General features: G+C 33.1%; 16 protein-coding genes. 4 read left to right on the forward strand and 12 right to left on the reverse strand.

Annotation, left to right across the window (positions count from 1 at the left end):
• Position 1: 1 nt before the first annotated feature.
• The 12 genes from CLAU_RS02055 to ygeW all read right to left on the reverse strand — a co-directional run bounded on the left by CLAU_RS02055 (position 2) and on the right by ygeW (position 16,586).
• Entirely contained in the window at positions 2 to 2,098 is a 2,097-nt protein-coding gene (locus CLAU_RS02055) for a molybdopterin oxidoreductase family protein (protein ID WP_013239021.1), read from the reverse strand.
• Between the two features lie 50 nt (positions 2,099 to 2,148).
• On the reverse strand, positions 2,149 to 3,441 hold the full coding sequence (locus CLAU_RS02060) for an MFS transporter (protein ID WP_029169938.1): 1,293 nt from the start codon (positions 3,439 to 3,441) through the stop codon (positions 2,149 to 2,151).
• A gap of 31 nt (positions 3,442 to 3,472) precedes the next feature.
• Positions 3,473 to 4,420 carry a sulfite reductase subunit C gene (asrC, locus tag CLAU_RS02065; protein WP_013239023.1) on the reverse strand — a complete coding sequence of 316 codons (948 nt, stop codon included), beginning with the start codon at positions 4,418 to 4,420 and terminating at the stop codon, positions 3,473 to 3,475.
• Between the two features lie 15 nt (positions 4,421 to 4,435).
• A complete protein-coding gene (asrB, locus tag CLAU_RS02070; protein ID WP_023161840.1) occupies positions 4,436 to 5,227 on the reverse strand; it encodes an anaerobic sulfite reductase subunit AsrB in 792 nt (263 codons plus the stop codon).
• Complete coding sequence (gene asrA / locus CLAU_RS02075) at positions 5,228 to 6,229, reverse strand: anaerobic sulfite reductase subunit AsrA (RefSeq protein ID WP_013239025.1); 1,002 nt, start codon at positions 6,227 to 6,229, stop codon at positions 5,228 to 5,230.
• A 166-nt stretch (positions 6,230 to 6,395) separates the two neighbouring features.
• Positions 6,396 to 7,085: a Crp/Fnr family transcriptional regulator gene (locus tag CLAU_RS02080; protein ID WP_013239026.1), complete on the reverse strand. Its 690-nt coding sequence runs from the start codon at positions 7,083 to 7,085 to the stop codon at positions 6,396 to 6,398.
• The gene (hydA, locus tag CLAU_RS02085) at positions 7,069 to 8,481 is read right to left on the reverse strand and encodes a dihydropyrimidinase (RefSeq protein WP_013239027.1); all 1,413 of its coding nucleotides are present in this window, start codon (positions 8,479 to 8,481) and stop codon (positions 7,069 to 7,071) included. Before hydA ends, CLAU_RS02080 begins: the two co-directional genes overlap by 17 nt.
• 295 nt (positions 8,482 to 8,776) lie before the next feature.
• A complete protein-coding gene (gene arcC / locus CLAU_RS02090; RefSeq protein ID WP_013239028.1) occupies positions 8,777 to 9,727 on the reverse strand; it encodes a carbamate kinase in 951 nt (316 codons plus the stop codon).
• Positions 9,728 to 9,745: 18 nt separating this feature from the next.
• Positions 9,746 to 10,954, reverse strand: a complete 1,209-nt coding sequence (locus CLAU_RS02095) for a YgeY family selenium metabolism-linked hydrolase (RefSeq protein ID WP_013239029.1) — start codon at positions 10,952 to 10,954, stop codon at positions 9,746 to 9,748.
• 27 nt (positions 10,955 to 10,981) lie between these two features.
• Entirely contained in the window at positions 10,982 to 12,310 is a 1,329-nt protein-coding gene (gene ssnA, locus CLAU_RS02100; RefSeq protein WP_013239030.1) for a putative aminohydrolase SsnA, read from the reverse strand.
• 30 nt (positions 12,311 to 12,340) lie between these two features.
• Complete coding sequence (ygfK, locus tag CLAU_RS02105; protein ID WP_013239031.1) at positions 12,341 to 15,358, reverse strand: putative selenate reductase subunit YgfK; 3,018 nt, start codon at positions 15,356 to 15,358, stop codon at positions 12,341 to 12,343.
• A 31-nt stretch (positions 15,359 to 15,389) separates the two neighbouring features.
• Positions 15,390 to 16,586, reverse strand: coding sequence for a knotted carbamoyltransferase YgeW (gene ygeW, locus CLAU_RS02110; protein WP_013239032.1), 1,197 nt, complete (start codon positions 16,584 to 16,586; stop codon positions 15,390 to 15,392).
• Positions 16,587 to 17,307: 721 nt separating this feature from the next.
• On the opposite strand from ygeW, the gene CLAU_RS02115 reads away from it, so the two are divergent.
• The 4 genes from CLAU_RS02115 (at position 17,308) to CLAU_RS20680 (ending at position 22,359) form a co-directional block, all read left to right on the forward strand.
• A complete protein-coding gene (locus CLAU_RS02115; protein WP_023161842.1) occupies positions 17,308 to 18,663 on the forward strand; it encodes a nucleobase:cation symporter-2 family protein in 1,356 nt (451 codons plus the stop codon).
• Positions 18,664 to 18,826: 163 nt separating this feature from the next.
• Positions 18,827 to 20,008, forward strand: a complete 1,182-nt coding sequence (dpaL, locus tag CLAU_RS02120) for a diaminopropionate ammonia-lyase (RefSeq protein ID WP_023161843.1) — start codon at positions 18,827 to 18,829, stop codon at positions 20,006 to 20,008.
• 424 nt (positions 20,009 to 20,432) lie between these two features.
• Positions 20,433 to 22,037 (forward strand): N-acyl-D-amino-acid deacylase family protein, encoded by a 1,605-nt coding sequence (locus tag CLAU_RS02125; RefSeq protein ID WP_023161844.1) that lies wholly within the window; start codon positions 20,433 to 20,435, stop codon positions 22,035 to 22,037.
• 163 nt (positions 22,038 to 22,200) lie between these two features.
• On the forward strand, positions 22,201 to 22,359 hold the full coding sequence (locus tag CLAU_RS20680; RefSeq protein WP_023161845.1) for a hypothetical protein: 159 nt from the start codon (positions 22,201 to 22,203) through the stop codon (positions 22,357 to 22,359).
• The last annotated feature ends 71 nt before the right edge of the window (positions 22,360 to 22,430 follow it).

Below are 22,430 nucleotides of genomic sequence, written 5' to 3' on the forward strand. Positions count from 1 at the left end.
ATCAGCTCCTAACTTCCGAAACTTTTTCAATATTTACGGGAACATATTTATAAGAAGGTTCTTTTGAGTAAGGATCAAATATAGATGGAGTTAATGAATTTGTTTCTATATAGTGAATTGGAGCATATAATTGATCTTCTTTTACATTTCTTGTCAGTACAACTCTAAATTCATTTTTATGTCCATTTGCCGATAAAATCACAACTTTTTCATTTTCCTTTATATGCAGCTTTTCAGCTAATTTATAGTTTATGAAAACATAAGGATCTGTAAAGCAGCTATTTTTTACAAATTCAATTTCCCTAGTTCTAGTCTGGGTATGCCATTGTCCTACAGTTCCCCTACCTGAATTAAATATGTATGGAAATTTCTCTGTTTGGGTAAATGGCTTCTTGGCTGCATCTTCATAAATGAGCTTTACTTTTTTATCTGCTGTAAAATATTTATTATCTTCAAACAATCTTCTCTCATCACTAGTTAATATATCCTCCTTTTTAAAGGGCCATTGTATTCCTTTTGATGAAACCAGCATCTCATAGTCAATGCCAGTTATATCACAAGGCATTTTACTGCTAAATTGTTTTATAAGCTCAAAAGCATGTCTTGGAGTCTTCCACTTTTCTAAAGGCTTTCCTACTTTCAGTGCTCTTCCTATTCCAAGCAATATGTCATAATCTGTAAGTTCATCTTTTTCTTTTTTTAATATTGGAGTTACAGCTGACAAACGCCTTTCCGTGTTTATAAAAAATCCTTCTTTTTTGAGAGCTGAAACAGAAGGTAAAAATAAATCAGATAATTTAGAAGTATCCGTATCATCATATATATCCTGAACAACCAAGAATTCTAATTTTTGAATTGCTTTTTCAAATTCCTCGTTATTTGCCCAGGAATGTCTAGGATTTGTTCCAATTACCCACAATGCCTTAATTTCTCCGCTGTTTATTTTATCTATAATTTTATTGTAAGGTATGGTTGGCTTTTTGGGTATCATCTCACAAGGAACATCTAAAATAGAAGCAATTTCTTCTCTATGCTTTGGATTATCAAAGTCTCTGCCTCCATATAAAGCTGTAGTATTACTATATATTCTTGAACCCATAGCATTACACTGACCTGTTATTGAATTTGCTCCAGTACCTTCTTTTCCTATGTTTCCGGTAATAACTGCAAGGTCTATTATTGATTGTGCAGTTCTAACTGCCTCATACCCTTGATTTATTCCTATAGTCCACCAAAATGAAACTTTTTTCCCGTTGTGAATTATTTCCGCAAGTTCCATTACCCTTTTACTCGAAATTCCCGTTCTTTTTTCTACATTTTCTAAAGTATACTTTTTCACATGTTCTTTAAATCCTTCAAAGCCTTCTGAATATTTCTCTATATACTCTCTATCAATCCAGTTCTTTTCTATAAGTACATTTGCAAGGGTATAAAAAAGTATAATATCAGATTTTGGCTTGATATCTATCCATAAATTTGAATTAATTGCTGTTTCAGATTTTCTCGGGTCAATTGTTATTACTTTAGCTTTTTCATTTTTTCTTATATGACTCCACATTATAGGGTGAGCAACCACAGGATTTGCTCCAATTAATATAATAGTGTCAGAAATTTCAAAATCTTTTAGAGTATAAGGAGGTGCATCAAATCCAAAGCTCTGTTTATGTGCTACAGCTGCCGTAGCCATACAAAGTCTTGTGTTTCCATCCCCATTTATTTGCATGCAGCATCTGCCTATAAAACCCAAGAGAGCCATTTCTTCTGTTGTTATCTGACCGGTACTCAAATATGCTGCACTTTTAGTTCCGTATTTTTCTTGAATAGATCTCATTTTGAAAGCAAAAGTTTCAAAGGCATCCTCCCAAGAAATTACTTTCATCTTCCCACTTTCATCTTTCAAAAGAGGTAACTTACTGGATTTAAATTTTCTGCACTGCTTATTTAAATTTAATCCCTTTATACAGCAAAATCCATCATTTACCGGATAACCTTTAGTGGGAAGTATTTTCTTTATTTTATTATCTTCAACATAAAAGTCCAGATTACATCCAAGTGCACAATAATTACAAGTTGATTGTTTTACTTCCACGTAATTCATCTCCACTTCTCAATATTTTTTACTGAAAATACATGATTTAAATTTCAAAATCATTTACCCTTTGAAGTAGATTTCAACAAACCTATAATAAGAAGTGAAATCAAAGCAAGTGCTATAAATATTACAAATCCTCTAGAATAACCACTTAAGCTTTTGCCTGTCTTATCTATAAAGGACGCCATTAAAGGTGGTATAACAAAACCTCCAAAAGCTCCCAATCCACCGACCCAGCCAGAAGCACCTCCAATAGCATGTGGAACTTCTTTAGGAAGTATTTTAAATACAGCAGCATTTGTCACACCCATTCCTACAGCTAAAAGTAAAATTCCTATAACAGCTAGAGGCAGTGAAGAAGCAATAAACATGCATATTGTACCTGCAAGCATTATAAAGAGTGCTGTAATGGATGTAGATTCTCCTCCAACTCTATCTGCTATCTTTCCACCATAAATTCTTACAATAGATGTGGCAATTGAGTAAATGGCAGTTAATAAACCTGCAGCTTTTAAGTTCAACTTGAAAAAGGTTGTCCAATATGTTGGAAGCCAGCTAGTTAGTGCTAAAAATCCTCCAAATGTGGTGAAGTACACTATAACAAGTGCCCAGGTCTTCCATGTCTTTGCAGAAATAATGAGACTTTCACTAACTTTGTCATTAGGAAACAGTTCCTGACCATATTTCTTTGAAGCTGTCATCTTTGCTTGTTCTCTTCCCACTCCTGCATGAATTAGTTGAAAATACCACGCATTTTTTCCTATGATAAAATATGCTATAGTTCCTGCTATTAAAAATATCAACCAGGCTAAATAGGAACTTGATAATCCTAAAAGTGGCAGTGCTACATTTGGAAGCAAAAGTGTAAATATTCCAGGTGCTAGATTTCCCACTCCACCATATATGCCAAGTGCAACCCCCTGCTTATTTTGTGGAAACCAATAGGACGATTGGCTAACTCCTACAGAAAAGGTAGCTATACCACAGCCTGACAGTGCCCCGAATATCAAAAGCAAGGAATAGCAGTTACTTAAATCCTGCTTAAAAAAAGCCATAACTATATAGAGTCCTGTCATTCCAATTATTGAAAGTATAAGTAATGTAATAAAGGGTTTTCTTCCTCCATCTACGTCAACCCAAGCTGCAAATGGAATTCTAAGTAGTGATCCTGATAAATTTGGTATTGCAATAAGAAGTGCTAGTAAAATAGGATTCAAATCTATAAAACTTTTTTTAAACACAGCAGCTGTAGCACCATAAAGTGCAACTGCTGCAAATCCTACAAAAAAACCTAAGGTTGCTCCTGTTAATCCTTGTTTGGAATTTCCTTTAACACTTACAATATCCATTATTTCCCCTCCTATTTGTAATTTAAATGCTTTACCAATTTATAGTTTCAGCAACTTCAGCTTTAGGGTCCAAATGTACATCTTTTAAAGCCCACTTTTTAAATTCCTGATACCCAGTTCTATCTACGATATATCCTATATGTTCTTTTCCACCAGGAGCATTTTTGTCTATATACTTATCTATATATTCATAGGTATTTAAAATTATCTTCACAATGCTATCTTCATCTACCCATTTAATGAAATCCTGACCTAATCTTGGATTTTTCTTTCCCGTTCTACCCAGGATAGTTAATTTAAAATACTTCTTATTGCTTCTTGTCCATGCCCCCATTGGGCATTTGTCTACACATTCACCACAGCCTATACACTTTTTATCATCTCTTAGGACCTTAAAGTTTTCAAATTTAAGTGCATCTGCAGATCTTAGCTTACAATTTTTGACACAAGCTTTACAGCCCACACATCTATAACTTTCATACTGCGGTTCTGTCATTCCTATAATTCCAAAATCATGCATTCTTACTTTTGCACAATCATTTGGACATCCAGTTAATGCTACTTTTACATGGTAGTCATTTGGAAATATAACCTTTTCTATTCTCTTTGCAAAAGCAGTGGTGTCATAATTTGCAAAAGGACAAACTTTATTTCCTATACAAGCAGTAACATTCCTTGTTCCTGATGCTGAATATCCATTTTTAGAATCAGTTTGATTTATTTCAAGTCCTTCTATAACAGGTTGTATCATCTCATTTATCTCAGGAATGTTTTTCATATCAATACCAGGTACTTCAAATCCCTGTCTTGTAGTAATATTAATTGTTCCATTTCCGTATTCTTCTGCAACCTTTTGAATTATTTCAAAATATTTTGCTTCTATATGTCCACCTGGTACTCTAATCCTTATGGCCGTCTTTCCTCTTTCCTTAGTTACTCTAAATGCATTCTTTTTTAGAACTTTTGTATTAATATCCATAATCGTCCTCCTTTTTTAATCCATTAAAAGTTTAGCTTTAACATAATTAAATACCGGACCGTCAAGGCAAATATATGTATCGTCCATTTTACAATGACCACATTTTCCTAAACCACAGCACATCTTTCTTTCATAAGAAGCCCAAATATTTTCCTCTTTAATTCCCCTCTTCAAAAATTCTGCTATAGTAAATTTAAGCATTATTGGAGGACCTACTACTACTACCTGTGCTTCTTCCACATTATTTACATTTAAATCTTTAATATAAGTAGTAATTAAACCTACATTCCCACCATAACCTTCATCAGCCTTGTCCACCGTTAAAGTAACACCAATATTTTTTCTCCATTCTTCTATATTCTTTTTAAACAATATATCCTCTGGTGACTTAAATCCCATTAAAACATTAAAATTTGTAACTTCACTTCTATTAGCAGCAAAGTAATCTATAATACCTTTTACCGGTGCTAGTCCAGTTCCTCCTGCAGCTACAATAAGTTCTTTTCCCTTGTACGTCTCTAAGTCAAAACCGTTTCCATAAGGTCCCCTCATAAATAGAGTATCTCCTACAAAGAAAGTATGAATGACATCTGTAACTACTCCCACACGTCTTATAGTTAAACCTATATATCCATCTCCTATTTCACATACAGATATAGGAGCTTCTCCATATTTAGGTATGGAAACCTCAAAAAATTGTCCCGGCTTCACAGTTCCTTTAAACTCCATTTTAAATGTATAATCAATATCCGTATGTTTTGTAATATCTAATATTTTACTAGCCTTTGGCAAATATACATTTTCCATTTATTTCACCTCTCCCACTGCATCATTTAACTTGTTAACACAATTTGAAAAAGATATATATTCTGGACATGCATCATCACATCTTCCACATCCAACACACATGTTATATCCAAATCTCTTCTTAAAGTCATAAACTTTATGCATAACTTTAAATCTCATTCTCTGTCCTTTATCCTGTCTAAAACTATGTCCTCCAGCTATATCCGTATATCCATCAATCTGGCAGGAAGTCAACACTCTTCTTCTCTCTCCTACATTTTTATTATCTTTATAGAAAATATCCTGCATATTAAAACATGTACATGTTCCACAAACAAGGTTACATCTTCCACAAGAAATACATCGTGAAGAATACTCTTCCCACAGTGGAGCACTAAATACACTTACATCCATATTTTCAGGGATTTTAACCTTTACATCGTTTTTTGTTACAAAGTTAGGTTCTACATTACATTCTGTCATTCCATCAAAGTAATTTTTAAAGCTTTCATCTTTACACTTTACTGAAACTTTCCCATCCTTATGTTTTACAAATAAGTCATAGTTTTCTATCTTATTACTGCCCATACTTACACAGAAACAGTTTTCAAAGCTGTGTTCACATTCCATAAGTGCAAATTTTACTTTATCTCTTACTTTTTTATAGTAAGGATCTTCTACACCATTTCTCAAATAAATTTCATCAACTCTCCTTACAGCATTGATGTCACAGCTTCTTAAAAATATCAATATCTTTTTGTCATCCACTTTTGGTTCCATTACAGAATCTTCTGTAAAATAAAACAAGGTTTTAGTTATTGGAAGCATCACTTCTTTTGGTGAAAAGTTTGATTTTTCATCAAATATTATTTCTTCAATAGTATTTATCTCTGCATACCTAACTACATCTGTATCCGAAAATCTTCCCTTACCTTTTAATTTCACTGGAGCATAGATTTTGTACTCTTCTTGCAGCTTTTTTAAAAAATTATCAAATTCCACATTACTAATTTCAAATCCCATTCGTCAATTCCCTCCTTAGAATTCTTGTAAACCTAACAGCATGTAATCATCGTTGTTATATATTTAACATATCATAAATGTAGAAAATTTAACGTGATACAAATCACGTTATGGTCAAAAAATAAAAAACTGCATTTGCATTATTTTCTGCAAATACAGCTTTCCACTAAACTCCCCTAAAATACATCGACATCACCTTGGGATCTATAACTATTATCTTTTTATGATGAAATTTTATCATACCTTTTTTTTCAAAATTGTTCATGCAGCGTGAAATAGTCTCTCTTGTACTACCAAGCATCTCAGCTAAATATGTTATGCTTATATTCAAGTCAATAACTGTACCTTCTTTTGTTTCCACTCCGTAATCTCTGGACAATTTCCAGAGTTTTGCTGCAAGCTTTTTATCCATTTTTATAGGTACGGTGTTTTTCAATTGCCTGTAGAGTCTTCTTATTTTTTTAGCCATGGAATTAATTATAATATGCGTAAGTTCAAAATCCCCTGCCATTATTTTTAACAAATCATTTCTAAAAAAATACAATATATAACTATCTTCAAAAGCTTCACAACTTATGGATGCAGGTAAATTGTCAAAAATGACTTCATTTATAAATTCTCCTCTGCCTAAAATATATATGACCCTTTTTTGTCCATCTTCTGATATCTTATACATAGTTACTTTTCCACTTAAAACAATATAAATTTTATCTACTTTGTCTTTTTCACAAAACAACTCTTCACCTTTAGTAAGTTTTATCTTAAAAGCCTTTGTCTGCATCAATTTCAACGTAGATTTATTTATTTTTTCAAATAAGGGAATCCCGCTAAAATCATTATCAGAAACTTTTGCCATAACTTATATCCTCTGGCTGCGTTTTTCTATACAAATACTTTCCAAGAGGTTTATCTTCAATGAATTTTCCACTAGATATAACCTTGTTTCCCCTCAAAAAAGCATGCAGCACTCTTCCTTTCTGTTCAAAACCTTCATAAGGAGTATAATCTACATTTTGCATTTGATTTTTAACACTAATAGCTTTAGAAAAAGCAGGGTCCCATACTACAATATCGGCATCGCTGCCCACTGCAATAGTTCCTTTTTGTGGAAAAAGGCCAAATAATTTAGCAGCATTAGTTGAAGTAAGCGCAACCATTTCATTCATACTTATCCTGTTTTTTAGAACTCCATAAGTATACATAAGCCCAATTCTATGTTCTACACCTGGAGCCCCATTTGGAATCTTGCTAAAGTCATCAATGCCAATTTCTTTTTGACCTTTATAATTAAAAGAACAGTGATCTGTTCCAATGGTCATTATCTCTCTGGAGCTTATCCCTTTCCACAACGCATCATTATCATATGTTTTTCTAAGTGGAGGTGACATTACATATTTTGCTTCCTCAAAATTATGGCTGTTCTTATCTCCATAGCAGGAATCGTCCAGCAGTAGATACTGAGGACAAGTCTCAGCATAAACCTTTATTCCTCTCTTTTTAGCATCTAGAATACTTAATAAGCCTTCTCTAGTACTTAAATGTACAATATACACCGGTGAATCTGCAATTTCTGCAATATTAAGCAGCCTTGCAATTGCCTCTTTTTCAACTAAAGCAGGTCTTGTCAATGGATGATAATAAGGGGATGTGTTTCCCTTTGATTTAGCTTCATTTATAAGTGCTTCTATAATATCGCCATTTTCGCAGTGAAAAGTTATCAGGCTCTTTAATTCTTTACTTCTTTTTAAAACTTCAAATATTACACCGTCATCTACCTGAAGTGTTTTTTTATAGGCCATATATAATTTAAATGAAGTTACCCCTTCTCTAACCATATCTTCCATTTCACAAGATGTCTTGTCACTCCAATCCGTAATACCCATGTGAAATCCATAATCACAATAGCACATTCCATCTGATTTTTTATGCTGCTTTCTTAAGGCTTCTTTTAACGTCTCTCCCCTATTTTGTGTAGCATAATCTAATATTGTAGTGGTACCTCCAACTAAAGCAGCTTTTGTTCCAGTTTCAAAATTATCTGCAGTTACGGTAGAGCCACTTTCCAAATCAAAGTGAGTATGAGTATCTATACCACCCGGTAAAATATAGCATCCTTTTACAGATATGACTTCATCTCCACTTTTTTTTATATCATTTCCTATTGAAACAATTCTTTCATCTTCTATTCTTATATCTGAATAATAAGAATCCACAGCAGTTATAATTTTTCCGCCTTCAAGTACTACGCCCATAAGCAAAGCCTCCTTTTTTATATATTCTAACACAAAGTCATAAAGATAATTAACTTCCACAATTTAAAAACTTTGCGAAGCAAAGCTTTTAAAAATAATAAAGCCCAAATAACAAAGAACAGATAAAGATGATTTCCATCGTACCTCAGGAAATCTACAATTTTAATATTTCCTGACGTTAGGAAGAAAATTATCCTTATTTGATATTTGAACTTTGAACTTTGTTATTTAAAAAATTGCTTCGTAAAATTTTTGTATTGAGTCAAAATCTGCATATGCAAAAATCAAGTATTCATTATTTATCTAAAGTAATAACTGTTCCCGTCTTACCTTCCAAGGCATCTTCACCTTTATAAAGCGAAGTAATTATTGACCTGTGACGGGAATTTGACTTTGCAAACATCACTGCTGCTTTTACTTTTGGAAGCATTGACCCTGGGGCAAAATGACCTTCTTCAATATACTTTTCTGCTTCTGCTACCGTAATGTGATTAAGGTCAACTTGATTAGCTTTTTTAAAATTAAGTGATACTTTTTCAACTTCTGTAAGTATCATAAGAATATCTGCATTTACATCTTCCGCAAGTCTTTCAGCTGCAAGATCTTTGTCTATGACTGCCGCAACACCTTCTAATGATCCATCTTCTTTTTGGGCAACAGGAATGCTTCCACCTCCAGCTGCTACGCAAATAGTAGAATCCCACAACACTTTAATTGCCGGAAGTTCAACTATTCTCTTTGGAACTGGTGAAGCCACTACTCTTCTCCACCCTCTTCCAGAGTCTTCTTTCATCACGTAACCTTTTTCTTTTTTAAGTTTTTCCGCCTCTTCCTTACTATAAAAAGTACCTATAGGTTTAGTTGGATTTTTAAATGCAGGATCATTTTTGTCAACTACTGCCTGAGTTATAAGTGTTACCACTGGCACTTTCTTGTTTCTCTTATCTAAAGCCTTTCTTAGTGACTGCTGAATGTGATATCCTATATATCCCTGGCTCATGGCACTGCATACATCAAAAGGCATGGATGGTGTAACACTACTAGCTGCTTCTGATGCAAGCAAAATTCTTCCCACTTGAGGACCATTTCCATGAACTATTACAAGTTCATATCCCTTACAGCTTATATCTGCAATATATTCACAAGTTTTTTTTATTACTTCTAATTGTGCCTCCGCTGTAGCTTTCGTACCAGGTTCCTGAAGTGCATTTCCACCTAATGCTATAACCAATTTACAAAATCCCATTATAATTCCCCCATATAATTATTTAGTCACATAGGATATTGGAATAAGCGCATACATTGCTGCACATTTTACTAATTCATCTTTCCATGTCTTTTCATTAGGTGCATGTGCTTGATCTTCGTGGCCTGGTCCAAAACCTATACATGGTATTTTATATCTTCCCATAATGGAAACTGCATTTGTAGAAAATGTCCATTTATCTACCTTTGGTTCACTCTTAAATAAATCCTTATAGCAAGTTACAACATTTTGACATACTTTATGATCTTCAGGCAGTACCCAGGTTGGGAAGAAACATTCCGTTGGATACTTTAATCCTGTATAAGAAGGTCTTTCATAAGTGTACATTTCAACTTCAGCCTTTGCAGCCTTAACTGAAGGTAAATTCTTAATCTGATCAATTGCATACTCCCAGGTTTCACCAGCAGTAAGCCTTCTGTCAACAGAAATACTACATCCATCTGCTACAGCACATCTTGAAGGTGATGAAAAGAATATTTCAGATACGGTTAATGTACCCTTTCCTAAAAATTCATCATTGATTAATTTTTCATTTAAATCCTTTAGCTCATTTAATATAGGAGCCATTTTAAAAATTGCATTATCTCCTCTTTCCGGTGCAGAACCATGACAGCTAATTCCATGGGTTGTAACTTTTATCTCCATTCTTCCTCTATGTCCTCTATATATATTTAATGAAGTTGGTTCTGTTATAACTACAAATTCCGGCTTTACTTTATCTTCATTGACTATATACTGCCAGCATAATCCATCACAATCTTCTTCTTGAACAGTACCTGTTACTACTAATGTATAATCTCCTTCAAGTCCAAGATCTTTAATTATCTTACCTGCATAAACCATGGAGGCCATTCCTCCCTCCTGGTCTGTGACACCTCTTCCTAAAATAACCTCATCATCTTCATAGCCTTCATAAGGATCGTATTTCCATAGATTTCTATCACCTATCCCTACTGTATCTATATGAGCATCCATGGCAATTAGGTGTTTTCCATGTCCTATATATCCAAGTACATTGCCCATGGGATCTATTTCTACTTTGTCAAAACCTACTTTTTCCATTTCCTGTTTTATTCTAAGTATAACTTTTTCTTCTCCACAGCTTTCACTTGGAATTTGAGCCATGTCCCTTAAAAATCTACATATTTCAGGTTTATACTTTTCTGCCATATCCAATATTTTTTCTTTATTCAAATCTAATGCCATTTAAAATTCCCCCTATTTTATCTATCTTTAGAAACGCTTCCAGAGATCTTGTGCAAGTTCCCTGCTTCTTGCCATAATCCTTTCCTCGTCAACGCCTACAAGTTTTCTATCTTCCATAATAACTTTACCATTTATAATGGTTGTATCTACACAGCGTCCATTAATGCCAAATAATAAGTGTGAATTAATATTGTTTTCATTTATTGGTGTAGGTGCATTGTAATCTACAATAATTATATCTGCAAGAGCACCTTCTTTTAAAATGCCAATTTTTCCATCAATAAATCTTTCAACAATTTTTCTATTATTATAGAAAAGCATTTCTGGAATTTCAGTCCAAGCTACAGTAGAATCTCCAGTAGCATGTTTATGAATAATATTTCCAACTTTATAAGATTCCATCATATCTGAAGTATAGCCATCTGTACCAAGGCCTAATAGAATTCCTTTTTCATACATTTTGAGTACAGGAGATACACCTACAGCATTACCCATATTAGATTCAGGATTGTGAACAACTATTGCATTTTTTTCTTTAATCAAATCTAGTTCTTCATCCGAAACATGAATACAGTGGACTAAAATTGTCTTATCAGAAAGTGCTCCTGCATCATACCATCTCTGTACAATGCCCTTACCATATTTTTGTTTAGTTATCTCTAGATCCTGTATGCCCTCTCCTGTATGAACATGAAAACCTGTATTTAAATTTTCTATGGCATCCATACATTTTTCCAAAGTTTTATCTGAAATTGTCATAGAAGCATGAAGTCCAAACATACCTTTAATCATGTCATCTTTTTTATCATTACAATACTTAATGAAGTCCACATTTTCAGCAATACCTTCATCAGTAATTTTTTCTCCATCTCTATCTGAAGTTTCATAACATAAGCTGCTTCGGATACCTACCTTTTCTGCAGCCTCAGCTATTTTAAATAAACTACCTTTAACTGAATAAGCACTTGCATGGTGATCAAAAGCAGTTGTAACACCATTTCTAACTTCATCAATCATCGGTACAATAGCACTATAATAAATATCCTCTGGAGTTAATACCTTATCGAGTCTCCACCACAATCCTGTAAGTATGTCCATAAGATTTTTTGCTGGAGGACTGTCATTAGCCATCCCCCTAGCAAAAGTACTATAATAATGCATATGGGTATTAATAAATCCTGGCATAACAAGCCTACCCTTTGCATCAATAAATCTTGCATCTTTATATTTTTTCTTCAATTCTTCTGTCAAGCCAATTTCAATAATTTTATTTCCGGAAGCAGCAATACATCCATTATCAATAATTGGTCTAGCATCATCTCTAGTAATAAGCTTACCATTTCCTATTAATAGCATATATTTTCCCTCCTAAGTTTTAATATTAGGTCACAGCATATAACTGTACTTATCTATGCAACTTTTAATTATACATTCCATTTCTTTTGAGATAATATTTTCTTCACCAATAGTGTACATAGCAATTTTGCCGCTTTCCTCTCTAACTTTACAAATGCCTTTTTTAATATCAATAACACAAAATCCCTTATTTGTACTATTTTCAAAGTCATTTTCATTCCAGAAGACTGTCACTTTATCTTTATATGGATTTCCCTTATATGGACAGAAAACTCCACAATTTCCACATTCGTTGCACATACCATCTAAATGTATAACCTGACGAGAAGACGAAAATCCTCCTCCTACATTAATAGCTACATTTGCCCTATTTGGACAAACATCAACGCACAATTCGCAAATATTGCTGCAGGAAAGGCATCTTTTATATTCTTCTTCACAGCTTTTAGGATCCTTTAGTATACCCTTTCTGCTATATATTTGTTTTTCATCTATATGGATAACTTTTTTCTCAAAATCATTGTTCAATTTTTCTTTTGACAATATATTCTTGGCAACTGCTTTTCCATCTGCTATTGCCTTGACAATAGTAGCCGGTCCGCATTTAGCATCACCTGGAATATATACATTGGAAATATTAGTTTCACAAGCTTCATTCAGTTTTGGGAAATCCTTAGAATCTAATTCTATTCCATTTCTTTTTAATAAATCACTATCCACTTTTTCTCCTACGGCAGCAATAACCGTATCTGCATCTAATACAACCTCTTTGCCAGTTGAAACAGGACTTCTTCTACCTGAAGTATCTTTTTCTCCTAATATCATCTCTTCACAAAGCAATTTATTATCTTTAATAGCTATGGGTGCAAGAAGTTCTTTAAATACAATGCCATCAGAAATAGCTAACTTTAATTCTTCAGAATCTGCAGGCATATATTCCTTGGTCCTTCTATATACAATTGAAACAGTCTCCACTCCAGCTATTCTCTTAGCTGCCCTTGCTGCATCCATTGCTACATTTCCGCCTCCAATAATGCAAACATGTTTTCCTAAATTAATGTTTTCTTTTTCTGCTTTATATCTTTCAAGAAACGCAATGGCATTCACTGCTCTTTCCTTACCTTCTTTTAAAGATAACTTTCCTGGTTTCCAGGCACCTATTGCCAAGATAATATAATCATATTTTCCTTTCAATTCATCTATATTAAAATTTCCATTAATTCCAAATTCAAATTTCACTCCTTGTTTCTTTACAAGCTCAAAATCCTGGTCAATCATCTCAGATGGAATTCTAAAATCCGGGATAACATACCTCACTACACCATAAGGTTTTTCTTTTTTATCCATTACAGTTACATCCATACCATTTCTTCTCAAGAAAAGAGCTGTTGAAAGTCCTGCAGGACCTGCACCTATAACTGCTACTTTTTTATTACTTCTTATATTCTGAGGTTTGATATTTTTAATGTACTTCTTCTCAGCATTTAAGACAGCAATTTTTTTCATATCTCTAATTAAAACAGATGAATCGTAGTCCAATCTAGTACACTTAAACTGGCAATTGTGATTACAAATAGTTGCTGTAATTGCCGGTGACGCATTGTCCTTAGCAATTATAGAAAAGGCTTCATCATATTTCTTTTTACCTACTAAGGCCACATATTCAGGAATTTGCTGATTTATAGGACATCCTATGCTGCAAGGTGCTGTCATGCAATCATAAGTAGGAAGTTCTACAGAAAGTTTTCTACTTCCTACAGTTCTTGAGTTTTTAAGATGATGATCATCTTTTAAAGCTTCTTCTGCCAATTTTGATAGCATATCTGTATCTATTCCTGAGAATTTACCTTTAAGCTTTCTCTCTACCTTCTGAGCCATTTGCGTTATTCTCTCATATCCACCTGGCTTTAAGATAGTGGTTGCAAATGTCACCGGCTGAATTCCTGTAGTTAAAATTTTATCCACATTAAAGAAATCTGCTCCTCCTGAATAGGATACCTGTAAATCTCCACCAAATTCTTCAGCTAATCTACTTGCCAAGGATATTGTAAGAGGGAAAAGAGAACGTCCTGACATATACATTTCTTCTCCAGGTAATTCTTTGTTTTCAATTTTTACTGGTAAAGTATTAGTAAGTTTAACTCCTATTTCTAAATTCAACGTCTTTGCAGTATCTTTCAAACGCTGGAGCATTGTCACAGCGTCCCCATACTGTAAGTCATTTTTAAAATGATCTCCATTTAAGGTTATATAACCATATCCCATTGTGTTAAGCGTATTTCTAACAAATTTTTCTCCTAAAAGAGTTGGATTCATCTTTATAAAAACATTTAAATTCTTTTCTTTTAGTAAATAATTTGATATCTTTTCTATTTCCTCTGGAGGACATCCATGCAGCGTAGATACTGTAATGGACGAACAGACAATTGGGGATATTTCTTCTAAATCTTTTTCATTAAAATTGGAGAACAAATTCATATGAGAAATAATTACTTTTTTACACTCATTCCATACTTTTGTATTAGAAGCATTTCTCATGCCTTCAATATAGTTATTCATTTTAGGAGATTTAATGCCATCTAAATCATATCCTACACTCATGTTAAACATGAAATCTCTTTGCTTACTTAAATTAAGTTCCTTCATTAAAATATGAAGCAGGAACCAAGCTTTTATATACTCACAGAAAGCCTCAGATACTTTTAGTTCCGTAGACCATTCCACATTGTAGCATTCATCTTGTGCACAAATACAAGGTTTAGCTACTGCTAGATCTTCTCCATCAATAACCTGTACTGTTTTTAATTCAATAAATCGGCTCCCAGTTAAATAGGCAGAAACAATGTTCTGAGTCAATTGAGTGTTTGGCCCAGCAGCAGGTCCAAGGGGTGAAGATAGATTTTCACCAAACACTTCAATTGATTTTTCACTTTCATTTTTATAAAATTTATCTTTATGAATTCCAAAAATAGATCCCTTTTCTTTTAATTCTTTTATAACCCAAATAATCATTTTTTCAAAAGAAATAGGGTGCATTCTATCACTCATTTATATTCCCCCTAAGATATACTTTTACATTTTATTTTGCTAAAAATCTCGGTGGCTTTGAATCAATAATCTCTGTAAGTGTTTTTACAGGATCTTTCACCTTACTTAAGAAAATCATTGAAGCAACAATGTAAGGTTTATATCCTGCTTGTTTATAAAGTTCTTCACGATAACGATCAAATACCGAAGCAGCTACTTCACCCTGCTTACAACTTACTCCCGTAATATCTGCAGGTAAACAGTGCATATATAATGCTTTAGAATCTTTAGTGAGCTTCATCATTTCTTCTGTGCATTCCCAGTCCTTATAATTTGCATTTTGATTTAAGAGTTCTTTTTCAAGTACCTCTATTTCATCAAATTTACCTTCTCCATATAAGTTAGTACGCTTTTCCATTGCTGCAAATGGAGCCCAACTCTTTGGATAAACTATATCTGCATTCTCAAAAGCTTCTTTCATGGAGTTAGTTTTAATAAATTTACCTCCACTTATCTCAGCATTTCTTCTTGCAACATTCTCTACTTCTGGCAATATATCGTATCCCTCAGGATGTGCAAGTGTAACTTCCATACCCATTCTCGTCATTAAACCAATAATTCCTTGAGGCACGGATAATGGTTTGCCATAGGAAGGAGAATATGCCCAGGTCATAGCTAGTTTTTTACCTTTAAGATTTTGAGCTCCACCAAAATGATGAATTAAATGGAGTAAATCAGCCATACATTGAGTTGGATGGTCTATATCGCACTGAAGATTTACAAGAGTAGGACGCTGTCCAAGTATCCCAGCTTTATATCCCTCTTGAACTGATTCTGATACTTTATGCATATACTTGTTTCCTTTGCCTATAAACATATCGTCCCTAATGCCTATAACATCTGCCATAAAAGAAATCATATTTGCTGTTTCACGAACAGTTTCTCCATGGGCAATCTGCGATTTTCCTTCATCAAGGTCTTGAACCTCCAGGCCAAGTAAATTACATGCACTTGCAAAACTAAATCTTGTTCTTGTAGAATTATCACGAAACAGGGAAATTGCTAGTCCACTATCAAATATACGCGGTGATATATTATTTTCTCTCATCTGGCGTAAAATATCAGCAACTGTAAAAACTGCTTTAAGTTCTTCGTCTGTTTTTTCCCAGGTTAAAAAGAAATCATTACTATACATATTTTTATAATCTAGTTTCTTTAAATTTTGAATAAGTTCTTTTAATTTTTCCATAAGATATGCCTCCTAATTGCAATGATTGAATTAGTATATTTTAAAATTTTAATATAAATATATTTTATCTTAGATATGGTATATTTTAAAGTTGGACTAACTAGTTAGTATAATTCGATTTTATAATAATAAAATATCTTTGTCAACATTAAAGTATTTTTCTTTTAAAGTAAAATAATGTCTAATATTACTTACAGTTTGCATATTGTACAATTTCTTCTTAATTATAATGTTGACAAAATGCCATTAATATTATTAGAATAAATTATACTAACTGGTAAATCCATCTTATATTTACAATACACTACAATGCTTTGCTATAATGTGTTTACCTATTACTTGTCAGGTACAGGCATCTTAGATATCAGGTTCAACTCTTACTCCCTTAAAAAACAAAACCAAAACTCATCATTTTTATTAATTTCTTTCATGGTATAAGGTAGAGTATTAGAGTAGATAGTCATTAATTCAACTTTTGCAGTTTTCTTAAAGAACAAAGTAAAAAGTTCAAATATCAAATAAGGATAATTTTCTTCCTAATGTCAGAAAATATTAAAATTATAGATTTCCTGAGGTACGATGGAAATCATCTTTATCTGTTCTTTGCTATTTGAACTTTGTTATTTTCAAAAACTTTGCTTCGCAAGTTTTTAATATTAAGTCAAACTTTCATATGTGCAAAAGTTGAATTATTAAATAAATTTAATAGGGGGTTTTACAAATGTCAGAACAATCTGTAAAAAATGTAGACAAAGTAAACGAAATGCTTCCTCTTCCAAAACTTTTTACCTTAGGACTCCAACATGTACTTGCAATGTATGCAGGTGCTGTAGCCGTACCTTTACTCATTGGTGCTTCTGTAGGTTTGACACCCAGACAATTAGAACTTTTAGTAGCTGCAGATTTATTTACTTGTGGTATCGCAACTTTAATTCAAGCAATTGGCATAGGCCCTTATGTAGGCATTAAACTACCTGCAATTTTAGGATGTACCTTTGCTGCTGTTGGTCCACTTATCATTATCGGCAAAAGTTATGGGATGCCAACAGCCTATGGTTCCATAATAGTAGCAGCACTTGTTGTGGTATTAATTGCACCAATATACGGAAAAGTGTTAAGATTTTTTCCGACAGTTGTAACAGGTACAGTAGTCACTATGATAGGTCTTTCTCTAATTAACGTGGGCATTAATAGCATTGGTGGTGGTTCAGGCGCTAAAGATTTTGGAAGTATCTCCAACCTTCTACTAGGCACATTTGTAATGATAGTTGTTATATTTTCCAATAAGTTCTTTAAAGGATTTTTTCAAGCAATTTCTGTTTTAAATGGTATTATTTTAGGCACAATAGTTGCTGCATTTATGGGAAAAGTAGATTTCTCAGTAGTTGCGAGTGCAAAATGGATAAGCTTTGTTCGTCCATTAAATTTCGGTATACCAAAATTTAATCTTGCCTCTATCATTATGATGACCTTTGTCATGCTTACAGTAATGATCGAATCAACAGGCACATATCTTGGAATAGGTAGAATATGTGAAAGAAAGATTACAGAAAATGACATTGTACGAGGTCTTAGAGCTGAAGGACTTGCAACAATTCTAGGTGGTATCTTCAATTCTTTCCCTTACACAACATTCAACCAAAATTTGGGACTCCTAGCTTTAAGTAAAGTAAAAAGTCGTTTTGTTGTAATCGTTTCCGGTATTATTCTCATATGTCTTGGATTGATCCCTAAATTTGCAGCTTTAGCTACAATCATCCCACAGCCTGTTATAGGTGGAGCTACAACCATAATGTTTGCAATGGTAGCCGTAGCCGGTATACAAATGCTCTCAAGTGTAGACTTCGACAAGAATTCAAACATGCTGGTTGTTGCCTGCTCTATTGGCATAGGCCTTGGAGTTACTATTGTTCCTACTATACTTGATCATACTCCTCAATTTTTCAAGTCAATCTTCAGTAGTGGTATAGTTTCTGCATCTGTAGTTGCAATAATTCTCAATGCATTTTTAAATCACGGCGAAAAAAATGTTACTAATATTGAAGTCTCCTCTGAAAATACTCCACAAAAATATTAGTAGTGCTTGTTAAAAGCACGTAATCTACTATTTAAAACCATTCATGTCAATATATTGACATGAAGATAATTCAGAATTATAATAAAAGTGGATTAACTAGTTAGTAATATTTATTTAAAACCAATTTGCTCGTAAAAATTTACGATTTGGAGGCGACTTGTTGTTGAAATGGATTGTTAATAATAAAAAAGATGTTAAGGCACATACACCTTTATTAAGTAAAAAAAATTTATGTGAAGTTAAAACTTTTCATGAAAGTTTTGAACAATATAAAAAAACTCCTCTTGTTAAGTTAGATGGATTGGCAAACTTTTTAGGACTATCTAATGTTTTTGTAAAAGATGAATCTCTTCGTTTTGGATTAAATTCATTTAAAGTGCTAGGAGCTTCTTATGCCATCGGAAAACATCTTGCACAAAAATTAGACAAGGATATATCAGAACTTCCTTTTTCAGTATTAAAGTCTGAGAAAGTAAAAAGTGATTTAGGTAACCTTACTTTTGTTGCCACTACAGATGGCAATCATGGACGTGGGGTCGCCTGGATGGCAAAACAACTGGGATACAAGTGTATTGTGTACATGCCTAAAGGAAGCACTCAAAACAGATTAAATAACATAGCTGAGTTTGGTGCAGATGTCAGTATAACTGATTGGAATTATGATGATGCAGTACGTTTTACAGCTAAGCAAGCTTCTAAAAATGGATGGGAAGTCATTCAAGATACATCCTGGGAAGGATATACTGAAATTCCTACATGGATCATGAAAGGATATTCTACTTTAGCACAAGAAGCTATTGAACAGTTACATGGAACTGTTCCAACTCATGTTTTTTTACAAGCAGGTGTAGGAGCCTTTGCTTCAGTTATAGCAAGCGTATTTGTTTCTGCATTTGAAAAAAATCCACCTAAAATTATTATTGTAGAACCTGAAAAAGCTGATTGTTTTTATAGATCCTGCAAAGCAGGCAAAATTGAGGCCGTCACAGGAGAAATGCATACGATAATGGCTGGACTTGCCTGCGGTGAACCAAATCCTATGGGCTGGGATATCTTGAAATACTGTGCTGATGCATTTGTGTCAGTTCCTGATTGGGTAACAGCAAGAGGAATGCGTGTCTTAGGAAATCCTCTTAAAGGTGATAATAGAATAATCTCTGGGGAATCAGGAGCTGTAACAGCAGGACTCCTATCCATTTCTTCAGAGGATAAATATAAGGACTTACGTGAAACATTGAAACTTGATGAAAATTCTAACGTTTTACTCATTAGTACAGAAGGAAATACTGATCCAAAAGTATATAGAAACATTACTTGGGATGGTGACTATCAGAGTTTAATATAGGGTTGACAAATGAAAAATAAACTTATACTCCGCATGTTTTTACAACCACAAGCCCGGTTAAACATTTTGATAAGTCTAAGCAGAAAATTTATACAAATCTAAGGACTTTTGAAAACTCGTACCTCAAACAATTCAAAAGTCCTAAGTTTTGTATATAAATTTTCCACTAAGACTTATATACAAAATGTTTAAATGTGCTTGTTTATTGTAAAAATATTTCTACGTATAAGTTTATTTTTATATAGTAATTACTCGACTTTCACACATGTAAAGTTTTTGAGTTGATAGTAGACAATTGACAGTTTCAGTGACGTTTTGCTTTAACAAAACGAGCCTTCACTGTCCACTATCAATTGTCAACTTTCAACTAAATTACAAAAGTTGAGTTGATTCTAATTAAAATTTTAAAAAAGAGGTAATCCAATTGTTAGACATTTTAATAAAAAATGGTTTAATTGTAGATGGTACAAATACTACTCCTTATCATGCAGATATGGGAATCAAGGATGGCAAAATAATAAGTATAGAGAAAAATCTATCAAGTGAAGCAAATGACGTTATTGATGCCTCTAGATTAATAGTTTGTCCAGGCTTTATTGACGTGCACAGCCATAATGATCTAGTACCTTTTACTTGTGAAAACCTTAGAAATTCAAAGTTACTTCAAGGGGTTACTACTGAACTCGTGGGTCAATGCGGCTTAGGGATTTTTCCCTATATAGAAAGTCAGGATAATGCATGGAAAAATTATGTTGTTGGAATAGTTGGAGGTGCTGATCTAAAATGGCACTTTTCTGACCTGAATGAGTATATGGCTAAAATCAATTCAATGGGATTAAAAAACAATTACGCTTCATTAATTTCTCAAGGTGCTGTCAGAACAAATGTAATGGGATTTGACCCTAGAATACCTACGCAATGTAAAATTGACCACATGTGCAGGTTAGTAGATGATGCTATGAGAAAAGGTGCTTTTGGAATGTCTCTAGGTCTTCAATATATGCCTGGTATTTTTAGCTGTAGAGATGAATTAATTGCTATGTGTAAAGTTGTAAAAAGTTATAATGGGATTGTTATGGTTCATGTTAGAAATCACGATAACACTATAAATAATGCTTTAGAAGAAATTATATCAATTGCCAGAGAATCTAAGGTAAAGCTTCAGATTTCCCATATGAGATCTTATAATTCAAGTGAATTAGGCTTGAATGCTGATTCACTTATTAAAATTGTACAAAAAGCAATTGATGATGGTATAGACATTACTTTTGATGAACATCCCTATCTCTCCGGCAGTACCTTAATGACTCAACTTTTACCGCCCTGGCTTACAAAAGAAGGAGAAGGTACCTTATTAGAAAAATTAAAGGATGTTCAAGTATTAAATAGAGTTAAAAATGAACTTTCTAATACAAAAATCCATTACCCTGCATGGGATAATTACAGTGCAATAGCTGGTTGGGATGGTATCCTCATCACTTCACTTAAGAAAGATAAAAATTTGAAGTACATTGGAAAAACCGTTGGAGATATTTCAAGGGACTTGGGAATACACCCGGTAGACTTTATATCTAAACTACTTATTGAAGAAAATGCAGGAGTTGGAATAGTTACCTTAAATATATTTTCAGAAGAAGACACTATAAAACTCATACAACATCCCCTACAGATGGTATGTTCAGATAGTATACCTGCCGGTGTTCCACATCCACGTTTCTATGGTAATTATCCTCTTTTTATAGGTAAATTTGTGCGAGAAAAAAAAGCTATTAGCCTTGAAAATGCCATATACAAATCAACGCTATTCCCTGCAGTTACATTGGGTTTAAAAGATATAGGTAAATTAGCTCCTAACAATATGGCAGACATCACTATATTTGATTTTGACAAAATCATAGGTTATGAAGATTACAAGAATCCAACTAAATCGCCTATTGGTGTAAAATATGTATTGTTAAACGGAAAACTTGCTGTAAAAAATGGAGTTGTATGCAAAGGTAATTATGGTAGAGTTATAAGGCACACGTAATTATATTAAGTTAAGAATTAAGGATTAAAAATTAATAGTTACTGATATTTTAATTTAATATTATATTTTCCATAAATTTATTTTATTACCACACGATATAATATATATAACATGCAGTTAATGACTACAATTATACTTACAGAAACTTAATGGGAGGGACATTATGGAAATAAAATTGGATTATAAAAATACAAGTAACAAAATCGTTAGCGATCCTTATAATAATAAAGTTTGCAATGATTTTAAGTCATGTATTTATCAATTGAAACCATATTTAAAAACCTTTTCTATAAGTGCAAAATTCTATAGTGATTCTAATTGAAATTTTAACTTATACATAAAATATACTAACAAAATTGAAATTACACTTAAAAACTTTTTTCATAAGTCTTA

It is taken from the genome of Clostridium autoethanogenum DSM 10061, assembly GCF_001484725.1.
GTDB classification, from domain to species: Bacteria; Bacillota; Clostridia; order Clostridiales; family Clostridiaceae; genus Clostridium_B; species Clostridium_B ljungdahlii.